This window comes from Pseudooceanicola sp. NS-SX9, from assembly GCF_057380705.1.
This window is the reverse complement of record NZ_JBXXRN010000002.1, coordinates 21016-38798: the sequence shown is the minus strand read 5'-3', so window position 1 is coordinate 38798 and position 17783 is coordinate 21016. Positions and strand designations below refer to the sequence as shown.

The window sequence follows — 17783 nt, the reverse complement described above, 5'->3', positions numbered from 1 at the left end:
TCAATCACAATGAAATTGTTTGAATTATGCTGATAACGCGGCTATGCGGGTAGGAAAGGAACATTGCGAACATGAGCAGGTCGGAAAGCGAACATAAGTCCCCGGAACGGCTGAAGATCCCGGCCCAGGCCCGGCTGGCGGCGATCCTGGAACGTCTGCGCGCCGGCGGGTCGGTGACGGTGACGGAAATCGCCCGCGATTTCAGCGTCTCGGACATGACCGTGCGCCGCGACCTGAGCGAGCTGGAGCGCGAGGGCCTGCTGGAGCGCGTCCATGGCGGTGCCGTGCTGCTGAGCCAGGGCCCCCTGTCGGTGATCGACGACGTGGAGCCGCGCTTTGGCGCCCGGGCCGCCCATATGAGCACCGCCAAGACCGCCATCGCGCGCGAGGCCGCGCGGCTGGTGGCGGGCTATCGCACCGTGGCGATGGATGTGGGCACCACCACCCATGCAGTCGCTCGGATGATGGAGGTCACCAGCCTGACCCGCGTCTTCACCAATTCGCTGCGCGTGGCCGAGGCCCTTTCGCCCACCATGGCCGAGGTCTATGTGCCCGGCGGCCGCGTGCGCCCCGACGAGATGTCGATCACCGGCCCGCAGGCGGTCGAGTATTTCCAGAAGCTGCATTTCGACGTGGCGCTTCTGGGGATCTCGGGGCTGACGGCCGAGGGGCTGTTCGACTACTCGATGGAGGACAGCGAGCTGAAGCGCGTCTATGTCGCGCGCTCGGGTCTGCGGGTAGTGCTGTGCGACAGTTCCAAGTTCCGCCGCATGTCGCTGACCAAGGTCTGCGATCTGGCCGACATTCACCTGCTGATCACCGATGCGGCGCCGCCCGCCGACCTGGCCCAGGCGCTGGAGCGCGCCGGGGTCGAGATCCGCATCGCCCCCTGACGGATTTTCCCCGACGCCCATTCCAGGAGCCCCAGATGATCTTTGACTTTTTCGGCGAGACCTCGAAGGCGGTGATTTCCATGGCGCATATCGGCGCGCTGCCGGGATCGCCGCTGTATGATGCGGACCGGGGCATGGATGGGCTGATCGAGGACGTGGCGGCGGATGTCGAACAGCTGCAGGCGGGCGGCGTCGATGCGATCATGTTCGGCAATGAGAACGACCGCCCCTATGTGTTCAAGGGATCGCCCGAAAGCATCGCCGCGATGACCGTGGTGGTGCAGGCGATCAAGCCGCTGCTGAAGGTGCCCTTCGGGGTCAACTACCTGTGGGATCCGCAGGCGACGGTGGCGATCGGGGCGGTGACGGGCGCGTCCTTCGTGCGAGAGATCTTCACCGGCGTCTTCGCCTCCGACATGGGCGTCTGGCAGCCCGATTGCGCGGCGGCCGCCCGCCTGCGCAGCACGCTCAGGCGGCCCGACATGAAGATGCTGTTCAACATCAATGCGGAATTCGCCCATTCCCTCGACCAGCGCCCGATCGAGCTGCGGGCGAAATCGGCGGTGTTTTCCTCGGTCGCGGATGCGATCCTGGTGTCGGGGCCGATCACCGGGCAGCCGGCGGATGCCTCGGACCTGCGCCGGGTCTGCGAAGCGGTGACCGACGTGCCGGTCTTTGCCAATACCGGCGTCAATATCGACAATGTGGGTGATGTGCTGGCCGTCGCCTCAGGCTGCGTGATCGGCACCCATTTCAAGGTCGATGGCAACACCTGGAACAAGGTCGATGGCGACAGGGTAAAGCGCTTCATGGACAAGGTCGCGACCCTGCGCTGAGCCATGGCGATGTTCCTGGGCCTTGATATCGGCACGACCTCGACCATCGGGATGCTGGTGGAGCTGCCGGGCACCGTCAAGGCGCTGGCCGCGCGCCCCGTCACGCTGCATTCCGACCACCCCGGCTGGGCCGAGGAGGACCCCGAGCAATGGTGGGCCAATGTCTGCGCGCTGGTGCCCGATCTGCTGGCGCAGGCGGGCGGCGGCCGGATCGCGGCGGTGGGCGTCACGGGGATGCTGCCGGCGGTGGTGCTGCTGGATGCAGGCGACCGGCTGATCCGCCGTTCGATCCAGCAAAGCGATGGCCGCTGCGGCGCCGAGGTGGCCCTGATGCGCAAGCAGATCGACGAGGCCGCCTTCCTGCGCCGCGCGGGCAATGGGGTGAACCAGCAGCTGGTGGGGGCGAAACTGCGCTGGCTGGCAAGGCACGAGCCCGCAAACCACGCCCGCATCGCCACCGTCTTTGGCAGCTACGATTACGTCAACTGGCGGCTGACCGGCGCCAAGCGGATCGAACAGAACTGGGCGCTGGAGGCCGGCGTGGTCGATGTCGCCTCCGGCACGGTTGATCCCGAACTGGCCGCGATGACCGGCGTGCCCTTTGCCGCCCTGCCGCCCCGGGCCCGCTCGACCGAGGTGATCGGCCATGTCACCGCCGAAGCCGCCCGTCAGACCGGCCTGCCCGAGGGGACGCCGGTGATCGGTGGTGCGGCCGACATGATCGCCTCGGCCTATGGGGCGGGGATCCGCTCGGCGGGGGATGTGCTGCTGAAATTCGGCGGCGCCGTCGATATCCTGACCGCGACGGAGCGCGTGGCCCCCGATGCGCGGCTCTATCTGGACGATCACCTGGTGCCGGGGCTGATGATGCCCAATGGCTGCATGTCGACCGGCGGATCGGTGCTGAACTGGTTCGTCGCTACCTTCTGCAAAGGGATCGAGGCCCCGGGGGACAACCTGCATGGCTGGCTGGATGCCCAGGCGGCGGACCGGCCCGCGGGCGCCGATGATCTGCTGGTGCTGCCCTATTTCCTGGGCGAGAAGACCCCGATCCATGACCCCGCCGCCCGCGGCGTGATCGAGGGGCTGACCCTGTCGCATGACCTTGGGCACCTGTGGCGCGCGGTGCTGGAAAGCTACGCCTTCGCCCTGCGCCACCATGTCGAGGTGCTGCGCGACATGGGCCACCCGGCGACGCGCTTTGTCGTCTCGGACGGCGGTGCGGTGTCGGATGTGTGGATGCAGATCGTCGCGGATGTGCTGCAGGCGCCGGTGCAGCGGGTGCAGGGGCATCCCGGCTCGGCGCTTGGTGTGGCGCTGACGGCGGCGGTGGCGGTGGGGCAGGCGGATTGGGACGCGGTGACGGGCTTTGTGGCCCCGGGCGTGCGGATCCCCCCCGATCCCGCCCATGCCGCCGCCTATGACCGCGCCTATGCGCGCTTTCACGATCTTTACGCCCGGCTCAAGGGCTTTCACGGCTGAGGAGGCCCCGATGCACGCTCCCTTCATCCTCGACAACGTGCGCCTGTCGGACGGAGAGGTCCTGTCGATGCGGATCGAGGACGGCCGGATCGCCGCCATGGGGCAGGGGCTGGCGGATGGGCCGCCGCGCCTTGACGCCGAAGGCGCGCTGCTGTCGCAGGGGTTCACCGATGCGCATGTGCATCTCGACAAGGCGCTGCTGCTGGAGCAATGCCCGATCTGCGAGGGCACCCTGCCCGAGGCCGTCCGCCTGACCGCCGCCGCCAAGCGCAACTTCACCGAAGCGGATGTGTACGCCCGCGCCGCGCGCGTGATCGAGATGGCGGTGCGCGCCGGTACCCAGCGGATGCGCTCTTTCGTCGAGGTTGATCCCCGCGCGGGCCTGCGCAGCCTTGCGGCGCTGAAGCGGCTGAAGGCCGACTGGGCCGACCTGATCGACCTGCAGCTGTGCATCTTCGCCCAGGAGGGCCTGACCCAGGAGATGGAGACCTACGCCCTGATCGACCGGGCGCTGGCCGAGGGCGGCGATCTGGTGGGGGGATGTCCCTACATGGATGCTGATCCGGTGGCGCATGTGTCGCTGATCTTCGATCTGGCCGCGAAACATGACGTGGACGTGGATTTCCACGCCGATTTCGATCTGGACCCCGAGGGCTCGATCCTGCCCGAGGTCATCGCCCAGACGCAGGCGCGCGGCTGGCAGGGGCGGGTGACGGTGGGCCATGCGACGAAATTCGCGGCCTTTGCGCCTGCGCGGCGCGAAACGCTGGCCCGCCAGATGGCCGGGGCCAGAATCGCGCTGGTGGTGCTGCCCGCGACCGACAGCTTCCTGAACGGCGACAGGCGCGATCCGCTGCGGCCCCGGGGGCTGGCGCCCGCGCATCGGATCGCGGGCTTCGGCACCACCGTGGCGCTGGCCACCAACAACGTGCAGAACCCCTTCACCCCGCAGGGTGACGCATCGCTTTTGCGGATGGCGAACCTTTACGCCAGCCTCGACCAGCTTGCCTCCGAGGCCGAGATGACGGCCGCCTTCGACATGATCACCACCGCGCCAGCCCGCATCCTGGGGGCCAAGGTGCCGGATCTGTGCCCGGGGGCCGTGGCGGATTTCGTGCTGCTGGGGGCCCCCAGCCCCGCAGGCGCGGTGCGGGCCAATGCGCCGGTCCGGGCGGTGGTGCGCGGCGGCGTGCTGCGCCTTTGGGCGCCGAAGCCGCCGTTGCGGCGCGGCTAGGCGGTGTCGTCGGGGCGATCAAGCCCCACGGATTTCATCTTGCGGTACATGGTGGCGCGGCTGATCCCCAAATCGCGCGCGGCGCGGGCCACCTTGCCGCCATTGCGCTGCAGGGCGCGCGTCAGCTCGGCCCTGAGGGCGCGCTGCATCCCGGTGCCGGGATCGGCGGGTTCCCCCAGCAGGTCCGACAGCGGCCGGCCCAGGGCCAGATCGCCCGCGGGCAGCGACAGGGCGCGGCGGGCGGCACGGTTGGCGCCGATCACCAGCTCGTCGCGGTCGACCGCCAGCAGGCTGGGCCCCTGGCCGGGCTGCTGGCCCAGCGTCACGATCCGTGCCCCCGCGAAACTGTCGTGGAACAGCTGCGTTCCCGCCTGCAGCGCCGCATCCTGGATCGCCAGTGCCAGCAGCCGCGTCTGCACCCGCCCCAGCCCCTCGGCCGAGGAGGAATAGTTCAGCACCCCCGCCAGCGTGCCGCCCGCGCCCTCGATCGGGGCGCTGATGCAGACCAGCGGCAGGTTGCGGGCAAAGAAATGCTGGTTGCGCCAGATCAGCGTCGCCCGCCCGTCCGCCAGACAGGTGCCGATGGCATTGGTGCCCTCGGCGGGCTCGGACCAGTCGGCGCCGGGCGCCAGCCCCGCCAGGCCGAAATCCTCCTGGTCGCCGGGGCGGGTCCGGCTGTCCAGGATCATCCCACGGTCATCGGCCAGCAGCAGCGCGCAGCCCATGTCCAGCAAGCCCCCCGCCAGCCGGTCCATCACCGCCCCCGAGGCCCGCATCAGCCCTTCGGATGCCTCCTGCCGGGCGCGGATCTGGCGGGCCTCCAGCCGGTCGGGGCGGGTCATGCTGCGCGGATCCAGCCCATGATGCAGCAGCGAACGCCGCCAGGACGCCGTCACCGGCGAGGGGCCGGGCTGGGACGAGGCGGCGGCGGCCTCGATCATCACCGCGTGCTGCGACGGAGAGCTCAGGATCAGTTGCGACATGGGTCCCCCTCCTTCACGGGGCCTGGGCGGACGGAACCGGGGCGCCTTCCTGCCCGATCCCGCACCGTCTTTCTACAGCGGAATGCGGCACAGCGGCAGGGCGGCGAAGGTCGAAGTCGAAAACTGTCGCATATCTGAGGCACTTTTTGCGGTCTCCCATGTCGCGGGACGCATCCGCACGTTGTAGGCTGGGGTGTCGCGCGTCAACACGACGCAGGATTGCCGGAGCCCGGCAAGGTTCAGAGAGATTGATGCCACATGCTTAAATCCACGCTTGTCGCCCTTGGCGCGACGATCCTGGTGGCGGCGGGTGCGTTCGGGGTCTACGCCTGGCGCAGTCCCCTGCCCGAGATGACCGCCGACGCCCGCCCGACCTTCGATGCCGCCACGATCGAGAAGGGCCGGGTGCTGGCCTCGGCCGGGTATTGCGCCACCTGCCACACCGCCAAGGGCGGCGCGGCCTATGCCGGCAACTTCCCCATCGTCACGGGCTTCGGCACGATCTATGCCTCGAACATCACGCCCGATGCGCAGACCGGCATCGGCCTGTGGTCGCCCGAGGCCTTCCGCCGCGCCATGCATGATGGTGTCGACCGCCAGGGCCACCGGCTGTTCCCGGCCTTCCCCTTCGATCACTTCACCAAGATGACCGATGCGGATGTGGACGCGATCTATGCCTATCTGATGACCCAGGTGAAACCGGTCGAAGAGGTGACGCAGGCGCCCACCATTCCCTTCCCGCTGAACATCCGCTTGCTGCAGGCGGGCTGGGGTCTGCTGTTCGTCGACCATGGCCGCTTCGAACCCGATCCCGCGAAATCCGAGGCCTGGAACCGTGGCGCCTACCTGGCCGAGGGCGTCGCCCACTGCGGCGCCTGCCACACGCCCCGCAATCCGCTGGGCGCCGAGGAACGCAGCCAGCAATATGCCGGCGCCAGCATCGACAGCTGGACCGCGCCCGCGCTGACGGCGGCGAACCCCTCGGGGCTGCCCTGGACCGCGGCCGAGTTCACGCAGTACCTGCAAACCGGGGCAGGCACCTATCACGGCGTTGCCACCGGCCCGATGGGTCCGGTCGTCCATGCCGGTCTGCGCGCGCTGCCCGACAGCGATCTGGCGGCCATCGGCACCTATCTGGGCGACATCGTGGGCACCCCGGGCAGCAACCCCGCCGACAACCATGCGCTGCAGGCCAGCGTTGCCGCCGGCCAGCCCGATCCGCAGTACCGCGCCGCCCTGGGCGAGCGTCTTTATGCCAGTACCTGCGCCGCCTGCCACTACAACTCGTTCGCGGACACGGTTTCGGCCAGCCGGCCGGAGCTGGGCGTGAACTCGGCCGTGCGGATGGATGACCCCTCGAACCTGATCCACGTGATCCTCGATGGCGTCTCGGCGGATGCCGGCACCTCGGGCGTCGTCATGCCCGCCTATCGCGATGCGCTGGACGACGACCAGATCGCCGCCATTGCAGCCTACCTGCGCGCCAGCCGCACCGATCTGGCCCCCTGGGCCGACCTGCCCGCCCAGGTCGCCACGATCCGCGCCCATGTCGGCACCCACTGAGAGGACCAGCAGATGATCACGCTTACCATCAACGGGCGCCAGCTGAGCCTTGACGCCGACCCCGAGATGCCGCTGCTCTGGGCGATCCGGGACGAGATCGGCCTGACCGGCACGAAATACGGCTGCGGCATCGGCATGTGCGGCGCCTGCACCGTGCATGTGGGCGGCCGTCCCACCCGCAGCTGCATCACCCCCCTGAAGGATGTCGCGGGCGCCCAGATCACCACGATCGAGGGCCTGGACCCCAAGGGCGACCACCCGCTGCAGGAAGCCTGGCGCGAGCTGCAGGTGCCGCAATGCGGCTATTGCCAGTCGGGCCAGATCATGACCGCGGCGGCGCTGCTGCGCGACATGCCCGACCCGTCGGATGCCGATATCGACGCGGTGATGACCGGCAACGTCTGCCGCTGCATGACCTACAACCGCATCCGCGCCGCCGTGCGCGAAGCCGCCGCAGCCCTGCGCAACGAGGCAAGCAAATGACCGGTCCCCGTCGTCTTCTTCCCGCTTCGTCGCGTGGCCCGCAGCTGGGCCGCCGGGGCTTTCTGATCTCGATGTGCGCGACGGGGGCGGTCTTTGGCTTCCCCAAGGGCTCGCGCGCGGCGATGGACCCGGCCGCCGCCGATGGCCAGCCGGTCGAGGCCGCGGGCGCGCGCTATGAACCGGCGATCTGGTACTGGATCGACGCCGACGGCATCGTCAACGTCAACATCATCCGCGCCGAGATGGGCCAGCACGTCGGCACCGCCATCGCCCGGATCCTGGCGGATGAACTGGGCGCGAACTGGGAGGATGTGCGCATCACCCATGTCGACAGCGATCCCAAATGGGGCCTGATGGTCACCGGCGGCAGCTGGTCCGTCTGGATGAGCTGGCCGGTCTACCGCCAGGCCGGCGCCGCCGGTCGCATCGCCCTGGCCGAAAAGGCCGCCGCCCTCTGGGGCGTCGATGTCGGCACGGTGACGGTGGCGAACGGCCGTGTCACCTCGGGCAGCCGCAGCGCCGGCTTTGGCGAGCTGGTGGCAGGTGGCATCACCCGCAGCTTCACCGAGGACGAGCTGAAGGCGCTGCCGCTTAAGCCGCATTCGGAACTGACGCTGCTGGGCCGCGATCTGAAGGCGCTCGACATCCGCGGCAAGACCACCGGCCAGACGATCTATGGCATCGACGCCAAGGCGCCGGGCATGGTCCATGCGGCGCCGATCCTGCCGCCGTCGCGCTATGGCTGCTCGGTCACGTCTGTCGATGACAGCAAGGCGAAAACCGTCAAGGGCTACCGCCAGTCGCTGGTGCTGCAGGATGCGTCGGGCTCGGTCCCGGGCTGGGTGATGGTGATCGCCGACAGCCACTGGGCGGCGTATCGCGCGGCCGCGCTGGTGCAGGTCAGCTACGACACCTCGAAGGCCACCCGCGCCAGCGAGGCCGAGATCCAGGCCGAGAACCTGCGCCTGGTCGAGGACCCGAAGGCGGGCTCGGTGCTGGATACCGGCAATACCGACGTGGATCCGGTCTTTGCCGGGGCCGCCAGCCAGATCCAGGCGGATTACACCACCGACACCGTTCTGCACTTCCAGATGGAGCCGCTGAACGCCATGGTCTTCCGCAATGCCGATGGCATCTGGGAGGTCCACACCGGCAACCAGTGGCAATCGCTGTGCCTGCCGTGGATCCAGACCGCCCTCGGCGTCAAGGACGGCGAGGTGCTGATGCGCACCTACATGCTGGGCGGCGGGTTCGGGCGGCGCCTGAACGGCGATTACATCGTGCCGGTGGCGCTGGCCTCGCAGATGCTGGACGGCGCGCCGGTCAAGATGGTGATGGAGCGCCGCGACGATGCGCGTTTCGATTCCGTGCGCCCGCCGACCCTGTCGCGGCTGAAGATGGCCTTTGACGACAAGGGCGCGGTGACGGCGATGGATACCGCCGTGGCCTCGGGCTGGCCCACCAAGGTCATGCTGCCGGCCTTCATGCCCAAGGGCGTCAATGGCGAACCCTACGATCCCTTCGCCTCGGACGGGGCGGATCACTGGTACGAGGTCGGCGCGCAGCGCGCCCGGGCGATCTCGAACGAACTGGCCGAGGCGACCTTCCGCCCGGGCTGGCTGCGTTCGGTTTCGCCGGGGTGGATCAACTTCGCGGTCGAAAGCTTCATGGATGAGGCGGCGCACCATCTGCAGCAGGATCCGTTGCAGTTCCGGCTGGATCACCTGACGGCCGAAGGCCGCAATGCGGGATCCGCGCCCAATGCCGTGGGCGGTGCGTCGCGTCAGGCGGCGGTGTTGGCACGGGTGGCGAAACTGTCGGGCTATGGCCGCGCTGATCTGCCGTCCGATACCGGCATCGGCATTGCCACGACCTATGGCCAGTCGCGTTCGATGCCGACATGGGTGGGCGGCGCCGCGCAGGTGCGGGTGGACCGGTCCACCGGCTATGTCGAGCTGCAGAAGCTGTGGCTGGTGGTCGATTGCGGCACCGTGGTCGATCCCGATGGTGCCCGCGCCCAGGTCGAGGGCGGCGCCATGTGGGGGGTCTCGATGGCGCTCTACGAGGGGACGAAATTCGCCAATGGCGAGGTCCGCGACACCAACCTCGACAGCTACACGCCGCTGCGGATGATGGACGCCCCCGTGATCGAGATCGAGATGGTCGCCAGCACCGAGGCCCCGACCGGCCTGGGCGAGCCCGGCACCACCGTCGTCGCCCCCGCGATCGCCAATGCGATCTTCAACGCGGTGGGGGTGCGGATGCGCAGTCTGCCGATCACGCCTGCGGCGCTGAAAAAGGCGCTGCAGGGCTGATCCCGTCCGGGGGGCGTCTGGTGGCGCCCCCCGGGTCGGTCCTCAGGACAGGCCGATGGCCTGCAGCCCCGCGCGGGCGCATTTCTCTTCCTCATGGGCAGCGGCGCCGCTGGTGGCGATGGCGCCGACCAGCTGGCCCTGCGCCATGATCGGCACACCGCCCGGCAGCAGCACCATGTTCGGCCGTACATCCAGCACCACCGAGGGATCGCCTTCGATCTTTTGCCGCAGCGCCAGCGTCGACAGGCCAAAGCCCACCACGGTGATGTCCTTGTGCATCGCCATGAAGACCGCGTTCGGCGGCGCCAGATCCGAGGCCGTCGCGGCCAGAAGCCCGCCCTGCAGATCGGTCACCGCCACCGCCACGTCATAGCCATCCGCCAGACACGATGCCCGCGCCGCCATCGCGGCCTGCGCCGCCTGATCGGCCCCCAGGGCCAGGGCAGGGTGGTCCTTTGGCTGCGGGTTCTGCCCCGCAGGCGGGCCCAGCGGCACCTTCAACTGGGCCGCCTGGGGGATGTCGAAATAGTCGCCCGGCATGGCCTGGGCGCTGATCGGGGTGGTGTTGCGGGCGTGGTCCTTGGCCAGCGCGGCAGAAGCCGTGACCGCAAGGGCCAGGGCGCAAAGGGCAGTGTAGTTCATGTCGGGGGTCTCCTCCTTGGTCCTGCAGGCGGGCCGGATGGGTCACCGGGCGTCCTCCTCAGGGCCTGGGTGGCGGGACCTGCCTGCCGGGGCAGGCTAGCGCGTCTGTCCCGGGCGGCGCCACGCAGCAGTCGTCACCTTAGAAGTGACGCGGACGGACGGCAGCCCCGGCTGTGCAAGATTGCCGGATTTCGCGGCACGACAGCGGCGGGGCCGGTCCGACAGGCGGATCCCGGCGCCTTCGTACGGCATCGTCATGAAACTATCGCATCCGCGACAAGGCATTGTCACGGTACGTGCTGTTTACCGTGTCCCGAAAGGCCGCCCTGTTGGCGGAGGGGAAACGGATGACCACGCGCAATGTCCTTCTGATCGTCGTCGACCAGTGGCGCGGCGACATGCTGACGCGGCTGGGGACAGAGGGGCTGCACACGCCCAACATCGACCGCCTCTGCGCCGAAGGGGTGACCTTCGCCAACCACTATTCCGTCACCGTTCCCTGCGGCCCCGCGCGCGCCAGCCTGGTGACCGGGCTTTACGCTATGACCCACCGGGCGGTGCAGAACACCATCCCGCTGGCGCAGCACCACCTGACGCTGGGCACGGCGCTGTCGCGGGCGGGCTATGACCCGGCGCTGATCGGCTATTCGACCTCGGTGCCCGATCCGACCGTCACCGCGCCGGGGGACCCGCGCTTCAGCTGGCTGGGCGATGTGGCACGTGGCTTCCGCCCCGTCTGTTCCTTCGAACCCGAGAAGGAGGCGTTCTTTGGCTGGCTGGCCCGCCAGGGCTATCCGCTTCCCGAGAACCGCGATGATGTCTGGCTGCCCGAAGGCGCCGATGCCCAGCCCGGTGCCACCGACCGCCCCTGCCGCCTGCCGAAGGAGCTGTCGGACACCGCCTTCTTCACCGAGGCGGCGCTGTCCTATCTGCAGGGCGTCACGCCGGGGCGGCCGTTCTTCCTGCACCTGGGCTACTGGCGCCCGCACCCGCCTTTCGTCGCCTCCGCGCCCTATCACGCCATGTACGACCCCGACGACATGCCCGCCCCCATCCGCGCCGAAACCCCCGCCCGCGAGGCCGCCCAGCATCCGCTGCTGGACTTCTACCTGCGCGACATCCGTCAGGGCGGCTTTTTCCAGGGGGCCGAAGGCCTGGCGGCCGAACTGCCCGAGGCCGACATCCGCCAGATGCGCGCCACCTACCGCGGCCTGATGACCGAGATCGACGACCACCTTGGCCGCGTCTTCGCCGAGCTTGAGGCCAGCGGCAAATGGGATGACACGCTGATCATCTTCACCTCGGACCATGGCGAACAGCTGGGCGACCACCACTTGCTGGGCAAGGTCGGCTATTTCGACGAAAGCTTCCACGTGCCGCTGATCGTGCGCGATCCCCGGCGGACAGCGCGGGCGGGCGAGGTCGAAACCGCCTTCACCGAAAGCATCGACGTCATGCCCACCATCCTTGACTGGCTGGGTGCCGAGGTGCCCGGTCATATCGACGGCCGCTCTGTCCTGCCGTTCCTGGACGGCACGCCCCCCGCCGATTGGCGGACCGAGGCGCATTTCGAATACGACTTCCGCAACGTCTTCTATTCCTCGCCCGAAGAGGAACTGGGCGTCTCCATGGACGAGGCCTCGCTGATGGTGATCCGCGACGAGATGTGGAAATACGTCCATTTCGCCGCCCTGCCGCCGCTGCTGTTCAACCTGGCCGAAGACCCGCACGAATTCCGCAACCTGGCCCAGGATCCCGCCCATGCGCAGGTGGTGCGCGACTATGCGCAAAAGGCGCTCAGCTGGCGGATGCGCCATGCCGACCGCCGCCTGACCGGCTATCGCAGCAGCCCCGACGGTCTGATCGACCGGCGCCGGCCCGCTGCTTTCCCCACAACCGATACCCTTCAGAAGGTCTGAGACCATGCTTCTTCTTCCCCGCCGCGGCTTCCTGGCCGCCGCCGGTGCCGCGATGATGGCCCCCCGCCTGCTGCTGGCACAGGACGCCGCGCGTCCCTCGCTGACCATTGCCGTGCAGAAACTGGCCACCTCGAATACGCTCGACCCGCTGACCGAGCAGTCGAACGTCGGCACGCGGATCATGAATTCCTATCTGGAATGCCTGATCGGCCAAAACCTGCAGGACAAGCTGCAGCCGATCCCGCGTCTGGCCACCAAATGGACCCGCATCGACGACAAGACCGTCGAGCTGGAGCTGCGCCGTGGCGTGAAATTCCACAATGGCGACGAGATGAAGGCCGATGACGTCGTCTTCACCTTCTCGGCCGCGCGCATGTTCGGTGACACCACCCCCGAGGGCTGGGACAAGACCATGGCCATGAGCCAGGAGCGCATCGTCCAGCGTTCCAAGGAGCTGCCGCCGCAGGTGCCCGCCGTGGCGCGCCGCCTCTGGCCCGCGCTGCTGAAGGTCGAGGCCACGGGCGATTACACCGTGCGTTTCGTCAACGCCACGCCCGATGTCACGATGGAAGGGCGCATCATGGCGCTCGGCTCGCAGATCATCAGCCGTCGTGCTTTTGAAGAGGCCGCAAGCTGGCTTGATTTCGCCCGCGCCCCCGTCGGCACCGGCCCCTACCGCGTCGAAAAGCTGGAGCCCGATACCGAGCTGGTTCTGGTGGCCCATGACGATTACTGGGGCGGCCGCCCGCCGGTGAAAGAGCTGCGCTTTGTCCAGGTCCCCGAGGCCGCGCAGCGCGTCAACGGCGTGCGCGCCGGCCAGTACGACATGGCCTGCGACCTGACGCCCGACCAGTTCGACACCGTGACCCAGGACAGCCGCCTGGAAATCGCCGGTGGCATCATCAACAACATCCGCGTCACCTGCTTTGACAAGCATGACACCGCGCTGAAGGATCCGCGCGTGCGTCAGGCGATGCTGCATGCGGTCGACCGCCAGATGATCGTCGACCAGCTGTGGATGGGCAAGACCGTGGTGCCGAAGGGCGATCAGTTCGAATGGTACGGCGACATGTACCTGAACGACTGGTCCGCCCCCGAATACAACCCCGCCAAGGCAAAAGAGCTGCTGAAGGCTGCGGGTTACAAGGGCGATGCGATCCCCTACCGCCTGATGAACGACTACTACACGCTGCAGGTCAACACCGCCCAGGTCATGGTCGAGATGTGGAACCAGGTCGGCCTGAACGTCGAGATCGAGATGAAGGAGAACTGGGCTCAGGTCTGGGATCCCAAGGGCATCCGCGGCGTGCACGACTGGTCCTCGGGCGGGTCCTTCCCCGATCCGGTCGCCACCCAGCCGAACCAGTGGGGGCCCCAGGGCCAGGCGGTGCAGACCGGCGAATACGGCAATGACGAGGTGACCAAGCTCTGCGGCGTGCTGCAGACCTCGACCGACAAGGCCGAGCGCAAGAAGGCCTTTGCCCGGATGCTGATGATCCTGGAACGCGAAGATCCGGCCTATGGGGTGATCAACCAGAACGCCACCTTCACCGCCAAGGCGAAATCGCTGCCCTGGAAGGTCTCGCCCAGCTTCGCGATGGACTTCCGCTCGGGCGCCTGGTCGGCGTGATGGCAACCCCCCTGCAACAGCACGGAGGAGCGGCGCCGCCGCTCTTCCGGTTTGGCGATTTCCGGGTCGAATTTTCCCGTGGCGCCGCCGTGCGCGGCGTCGATCTGCAGGTGCGTCGGGGCGAAGCCCTTGGCATCGTGGGGGAAAGCGGCTCGGGCAAGTCGGTGACGTGGCTCGCGGCCCTGGGCCTGCTGGGACCGGATACGCGCATCACCGGGCGGGCCGAATTCGCCGGTACCGACCTGCTGACGATGGAGGCCAAGCGCCTGGCGCGGCTGCGTGGCGGCCGTATCGCGATGATCTTCCAGGATCCGATGAGCGCGCTGAACCCCGTCAAGCGCGTCGGCGACCAGGTGGCCGAGGTCCTGGCCCTGCATCGCGGGCTGCGCGGTCACGAGGCGCGCTCCGAGGTGCGCCGGCTGTTCGACCAGGTGGGCATTCCCGATGCCGCGAACCGCATCCGCCTGTTCCCGCATGAACTGTCGGGCGGGCAGAACCAGCGGGTGATGATCGCCATGGCGCTGGCCGGCCAGCCCGAGCTGTTGATCGCGGACGAACCCACAACCGCGCTGGACGTGACGATCCAGGCGCAGATCCTGACGCTGCTCGATGACCTGCGGCGGGATCTGGACATGGCGCTGGTGCTGATCAGCCATGACCTGTCGGTGGTGGGCGAACTGTGCGACCGGATCGCCGTCACCTATGCGGGCCGCATCGTCGAAAGCGCGCCGATGGCCAAGATCCTGCGCGCGCCGCGCCATCCCTATACGCAGGGCCTGATCAACGCGGCCCCCCGTCTGGGCCAGCGCGCCGCCGATCTGACCCCGATCCCCGGCCATGTGCCCGAGCCCTGGAAGATGCCCACCGGCTGCGCCTTTGCGCCGCGCTGCCTGCATGCCCATGCCGCCTGCGACCGCGCGGTGCCGGATCTGGTGCCCGCAGGCCCGCGGCATCTGTCGGCCTGCTTGCTGCAGGCACCCGAAACCGTGCTGGAGCGCGAGACCCCCGATGCCCTTGCCTGACCCCAAACCCTTGCTGGAACTGCGCAGCGTGGGCCGCGACTATGCGAAATCCGGCGGGCTGCTGCGCCCCACGCAGAAGGTGCGGGCGCTCGATGGCGTGTCGCTGTCGGTCAGGCCGGGTGAAATCCTTGGCATCGTTGGGGAATCGGGCTGCGGCAAGTCCACCACCGGGCGCGTGGCCCTGGGGCTGGAAACCCCCGACCGCGGCGAGGTCCTGTTTGACGGTGCCCCCATGCCCGCCCCCGGCAGCCGCGACTGGCGTGCCCTGCGGCGCCGGATGCAACTGGTGTTCCAGGATCCGCTGGGCGCCCTCGACAAGCGGATGACGGTGGCCGAGCAAATCGAGGAACCGATGATCATCCATGGCCTGGGCAATGCCGCAGAGCGCGCCCAGCGGGTGGCCGAACTGCTGCAGGCCGTGGGGCTGCGTCCCGATCAGGGGCAGGCGTTTCCGCTGGCGCTGTCGGGCGGTCAGCGGCAGCGTGTGGTGCTGGCGCGGGCGCTGGCGGCGGGCCCCGATCTGCTGGTCTGCGACGAACCGGTCTCGGCGCTGGACGTGTCGATCCAGGCGCAGGTGGTCAGCGTGCTGGTGCGCCTGCAGCGGGATCTGAACCTTGCGATGATGTTCATCAGCCACGACCTGAAGCTGGTGGCGACGCTCGCCGACCGGGTGGCGGTGATGTACCTGGGCCAGGTGGTCGAGGAAGGCCGCCCCGAGCAGATATTCCGCAAGCCCCGACACCCCTATACGCAGGTGCTGGTGGCCTCGATCCCCGATCCCTTCCGCACCGCGCCGCGGCCCCGGCTGGCCGGTGAACCCCCGGATCCCGCCCATCGTCCGCCCGGCTGCCCCTTCCATCCGCGCTGCCCCGAGGCGCAGGCGCGCTGCCGCACCGAGGCGCCCGCGCTGCGCCCGCTGCCCGGACAGCGCGCCGCCGCCTGCCATCTGGTGGCGCCCGTCCCGGAACCGGAGACCCTTTCATGCTGACATTCGCCCTGCGCCGCCTGCTGCGGGCGCTGCTGACGATCCTGATCGTGGTGGCGGCGGCTTTCGTTGCGCTGCGCACCACCTCGGATCCGTCGGTGGTGATCCTTGGCCCCGATGCGCCGCCCGATGCGGTGGCGGCCTTCCGCGCCGCCTGGGGCCTCGACAAGCCCCTCTGGGTGCAGTTCGCCAGCTACCTCTGGGAGGTGCTGCATGGCCATTTCGGCCGCTCGATGCTGGACGGAGAGGACGCGCTGACCAAGGTGCTGTCGCGGGTCTCGGTCACGCTGGAGATCATGCTGCCGGCGCTGGTGCTGGGCGTGGCCTTCGGCGTTGGCGCGGGCATCATCGCGGCGCTCAAGCGCGGCCGGGCGATGGACCGGCTGGTGATGTTCTCGGCCGTGGCGGGGTTTTCGCTGCCGGGCTTCGTGCTGGGGCTGGTGCTGGTGCTGATCTTTGCGGTGACGCTGCACTGGCTGCCCTCGGGGGGCAATGACGACCTGCTGTCGCCGGTGCTGCCGGTGGTGACGCTGACGGTGGGCTGGGCCGCGATCCTGTCGCGCTTCACCCGCTCGGCCATGATCGAGGTGCTGGACCAGCCCTATATCCGCACCGGATCCGCCAAGGGGCTGATCTGGCCCGAGGTCGTGCTGCGCCATGCCCTGCCCAATGCCGCGATCCCGGTGGTCACGATGGTGGGCTTCATGGTGGGCGGGCTGCTGGCGGGTGCAGTGGTGACCGAAAGCGTCTTTTCCTGGCCCGGTATCGGGCAGCTGATCATCAGCTCGGTCAGTTCGCGCGATGTGTCGGTGGTGCAATGCGTGCTGGTGCTGGTGGCGACCACGATGGTGGTTTCGAACATGATCGTCGACCTGCTGTACGGCTGGCTCGACCCGCGGATGAGAGAGGCGGCGTGATGTCCCTGCAATCGACCCTTGCGCCGGCGCGGCGGATGCGTGCGCCCGGCTGGCTGGTGGCGATGCCGCCTTCGATCCTGGCCTCTGGGCTGTGGGTGGCGGCGATGGTGCTGGTGGCGATCTTTGCCCACTGGCTGCAGCCCTATTCGATCACCCAGATGGACCTGATGGCGCGGCTGAAGCCGCCGGTCTTCATGGGCGGCAGCTGGGCGCATCCGCTGGGCACCGACCAGCTGGGCCGCGACGTGCTGGCGCGGCTGATCGTGTCGGTGCGCGTCAGCCTGACCATCGCCTTTTCGGCAACCGTGCTGGGGGTGCTGTTCGGCGGGCTGATGGGGCTGGCGGCCGCGCATTTCCGCGGCCCCGTGGAACAGCTGGTGCTGATCCTGATCGACGTCCAGGCGGCGCTGCCCTTCATCATTCTGGCACTGTCGGCGCTGGCGTTCTTCGGCAATTCCTGGGCGCTGCTGGTGGGCCTTCTGGCCTTCTACGGATGGGAGCGTCACGCCCGCGTGGTGCGCGGGCTGGCGCTGGCGGCGAACGGGCAGGGCTACATGCTGGCGGTGCGCCAGCTGGGGGCGGGGCCGGGACGGCTGTACCTGCGGCACATGCTGCCCAACATCGCGGCAACGCTGGTCGTCTCGGCGACGCTGGCCTTCCCAGAGGTCATCCTGGCGGCCTCGGGGCTGTCGTTCCTGGGGCTGGGGATCCAGCCGCCCAACACCAGCCTGGGCAACATGGTGGGCTATGGGCGCAGCTACCTGCAGAACGCCCCCTGGGTGCTGCTGGCGCCCTCGGCGGTGATCGTGCTGACGACGCTGTCGATCAGTTTCCTGGGGGACTGGATGCGCGACCGGCTGGACCCGGGCGCGCGCTGAT

The 17783-nt window shown here is 68.8% G+C and carries 15 protein-coding genes; 13 read left to right on the top strand and 2 right to left on the bottom strand.

Annotated features, from left to right (window positions below):
• The first annotated feature begins 71 nt into the window (after positions 1-71).
• The 4 genes from AC2ITM_RS17105 to AC2ITM_RS17090 are packed head-to-tail and all read left to right on the top strand — an operon-like array spanning position 72 to position 4445.
• A complete protein-coding gene (locus AC2ITM_RS17105) occupies positions 72-893 on the top strand; it encodes a DeoR/GlpR family DNA-binding transcription regulator (RefSeq protein ID WP_486469652.1) in 822 nt (273 codons plus the stop codon).
• 35 nt (positions 894-928) lie between these two features.
• A complete protein-coding gene (locus AC2ITM_RS17100; protein ID WP_486469651.1) occupies positions 929-1729 on the top strand; it encodes a BtpA/SgcQ family protein in 801 nt (266 codons plus the stop codon).
• Between the two features lie 3 nt (positions 1730-1732).
• The gene (locus tag AC2ITM_RS17095; protein WP_486469650.1) at positions 1733-3211 is read left to right on the top strand and encodes an FGGY-family carbohydrate kinase; all 1479 of its coding nucleotides are present in this window, start codon (positions 1733-1735) and stop codon (positions 3209-3211) included.
• A gap of 10 nt (positions 3212-3221) precedes the next feature.
• Positions 3222-4445, top strand: coding sequence for an amidohydrolase family protein (locus AC2ITM_RS17090; protein ID WP_486469649.1), 1224 nt, complete (start codon positions 3222-3224; stop codon positions 4443-4445).
• Here AC2ITM_RS17090 and AC2ITM_RS17085 read toward each other — a convergent pair.
• Positions 4442-5428, bottom strand: coding sequence for a helix-turn-helix domain-containing protein (locus AC2ITM_RS17085; protein WP_486469648.1), 987 nt, complete (start codon positions 5426-5428; stop codon positions 4442-4444). The two genes, AC2ITM_RS17090 and AC2ITM_RS17085, sit on opposite strands and share 4 nt — an antisense overlap.
• Before the next feature lie 258 nt (positions 5429-5686).
• On the opposite strand from AC2ITM_RS17085, the gene AC2ITM_RS17080 reads away from it, so the two are divergent.
• The 3 genes from AC2ITM_RS17080 to AC2ITM_RS17070 are packed head-to-tail and all read left to right on the top strand — an operon-like array spanning position 5687 to position 9789.
• The gene (locus AC2ITM_RS17080; RefSeq protein WP_486469647.1) at positions 5687-6991 is read left to right on the top strand and encodes a cytochrome c; all 1305 of its coding nucleotides are present in this window, start codon (positions 5687-5689) and stop codon (positions 6989-6991) included.
• Between the two features lie 12 nt (positions 6992-7003).
• Positions 7004-7474, top strand: coding sequence for a (2Fe-2S)-binding protein (locus AC2ITM_RS17075; RefSeq protein WP_486469646.1), 471 nt, complete (start codon positions 7004-7006; stop codon positions 7472-7474).
• Positions 7471-9789 (top strand): xanthine dehydrogenase family protein molybdopterin-binding subunit, encoded by a 2319-nt coding sequence (locus AC2ITM_RS17070; protein WP_486469645.1) that lies wholly within the window; start codon positions 7471-7473, stop codon positions 9787-9789. Before AC2ITM_RS17075 ends, AC2ITM_RS17070 begins: the two co-directional genes overlap by 4 nt.
• 42 nt (positions 9790-9831) lie before the next feature.
• Here the strand turns inward: AC2ITM_RS17070 and AC2ITM_RS17065 are convergent, their stop codons facing one another.
• Positions 9832-10431: a GlcG/HbpS family heme-binding protein gene (locus AC2ITM_RS17065; protein WP_486469644.1), complete on the bottom strand. Its 600-nt coding sequence runs from the start codon at positions 10429-10431 to the stop codon at positions 9832-9834.
• Between the two features lie 347 nt (positions 10432-10778).
• On the opposite strand from AC2ITM_RS17065, the gene pehA reads away from it, so the two are divergent.
• The 6 genes from pehA to AC2ITM_RS17035 are packed head-to-tail and all read left to right on the top strand — an operon-like array spanning position 10779 to position 17782.
• On the top strand, positions 10779-12350 hold the full coding sequence (pehA, locus tag AC2ITM_RS17060; protein WP_486469643.1) for a phosphoric/sulfuric ester hydrolase PehA: 1572 nt from the start codon (positions 10779-10781) through the stop codon (positions 12348-12350).
• 4 nt (positions 12351-12354) lie between these two features.
• Positions 12355-13980: an ABC transporter substrate-binding protein gene (locus AC2ITM_RS17055; RefSeq protein ID WP_486469642.1), complete on the top strand. Its 1626-nt coding sequence runs from the start codon at positions 12355-12357 to the stop codon at positions 13978-13980.
• Positions 13980-15002 carry an ABC transporter ATP-binding protein gene (locus tag AC2ITM_RS17050; protein ID WP_486469641.1) on the top strand — a complete coding sequence of 341 codons (1023 nt, stop codon included), beginning with the start codon at positions 13980-13982 and terminating at the stop codon, positions 15000-15002. The genes AC2ITM_RS17055 and AC2ITM_RS17050 overlap by 1 nt, the downstream gene beginning before the upstream one ends.
• Positions 14989-15990, top strand: a complete 1002-nt coding sequence (locus AC2ITM_RS17045) for an ABC transporter ATP-binding protein (RefSeq protein ID WP_486469640.1) — start codon at positions 14989-14991, stop codon at positions 15988-15990. Before AC2ITM_RS17050 ends, AC2ITM_RS17045 begins: the two co-directional genes overlap by 14 nt.
• Positions 15984-16904 carry an ABC transporter permease gene (locus AC2ITM_RS17040; protein ID WP_486469639.1) on the top strand — a complete coding sequence of 307 codons (921 nt, stop codon included), beginning with the start codon at positions 15984-15986 and terminating at the stop codon, positions 16902-16904. Before AC2ITM_RS17045 ends, AC2ITM_RS17040 begins: the two co-directional genes overlap by 7 nt.
• A complete protein-coding gene (locus tag AC2ITM_RS17035) occupies positions 16904-17782 on the top strand; it encodes an ABC transporter permease (protein WP_486469638.1) in 879 nt (292 codons plus the stop codon). Before AC2ITM_RS17040 ends, AC2ITM_RS17035 begins: the two co-directional genes overlap by 1 nt.
• The last annotated feature ends 1 nt before the right edge of the window (position 17783 follow it).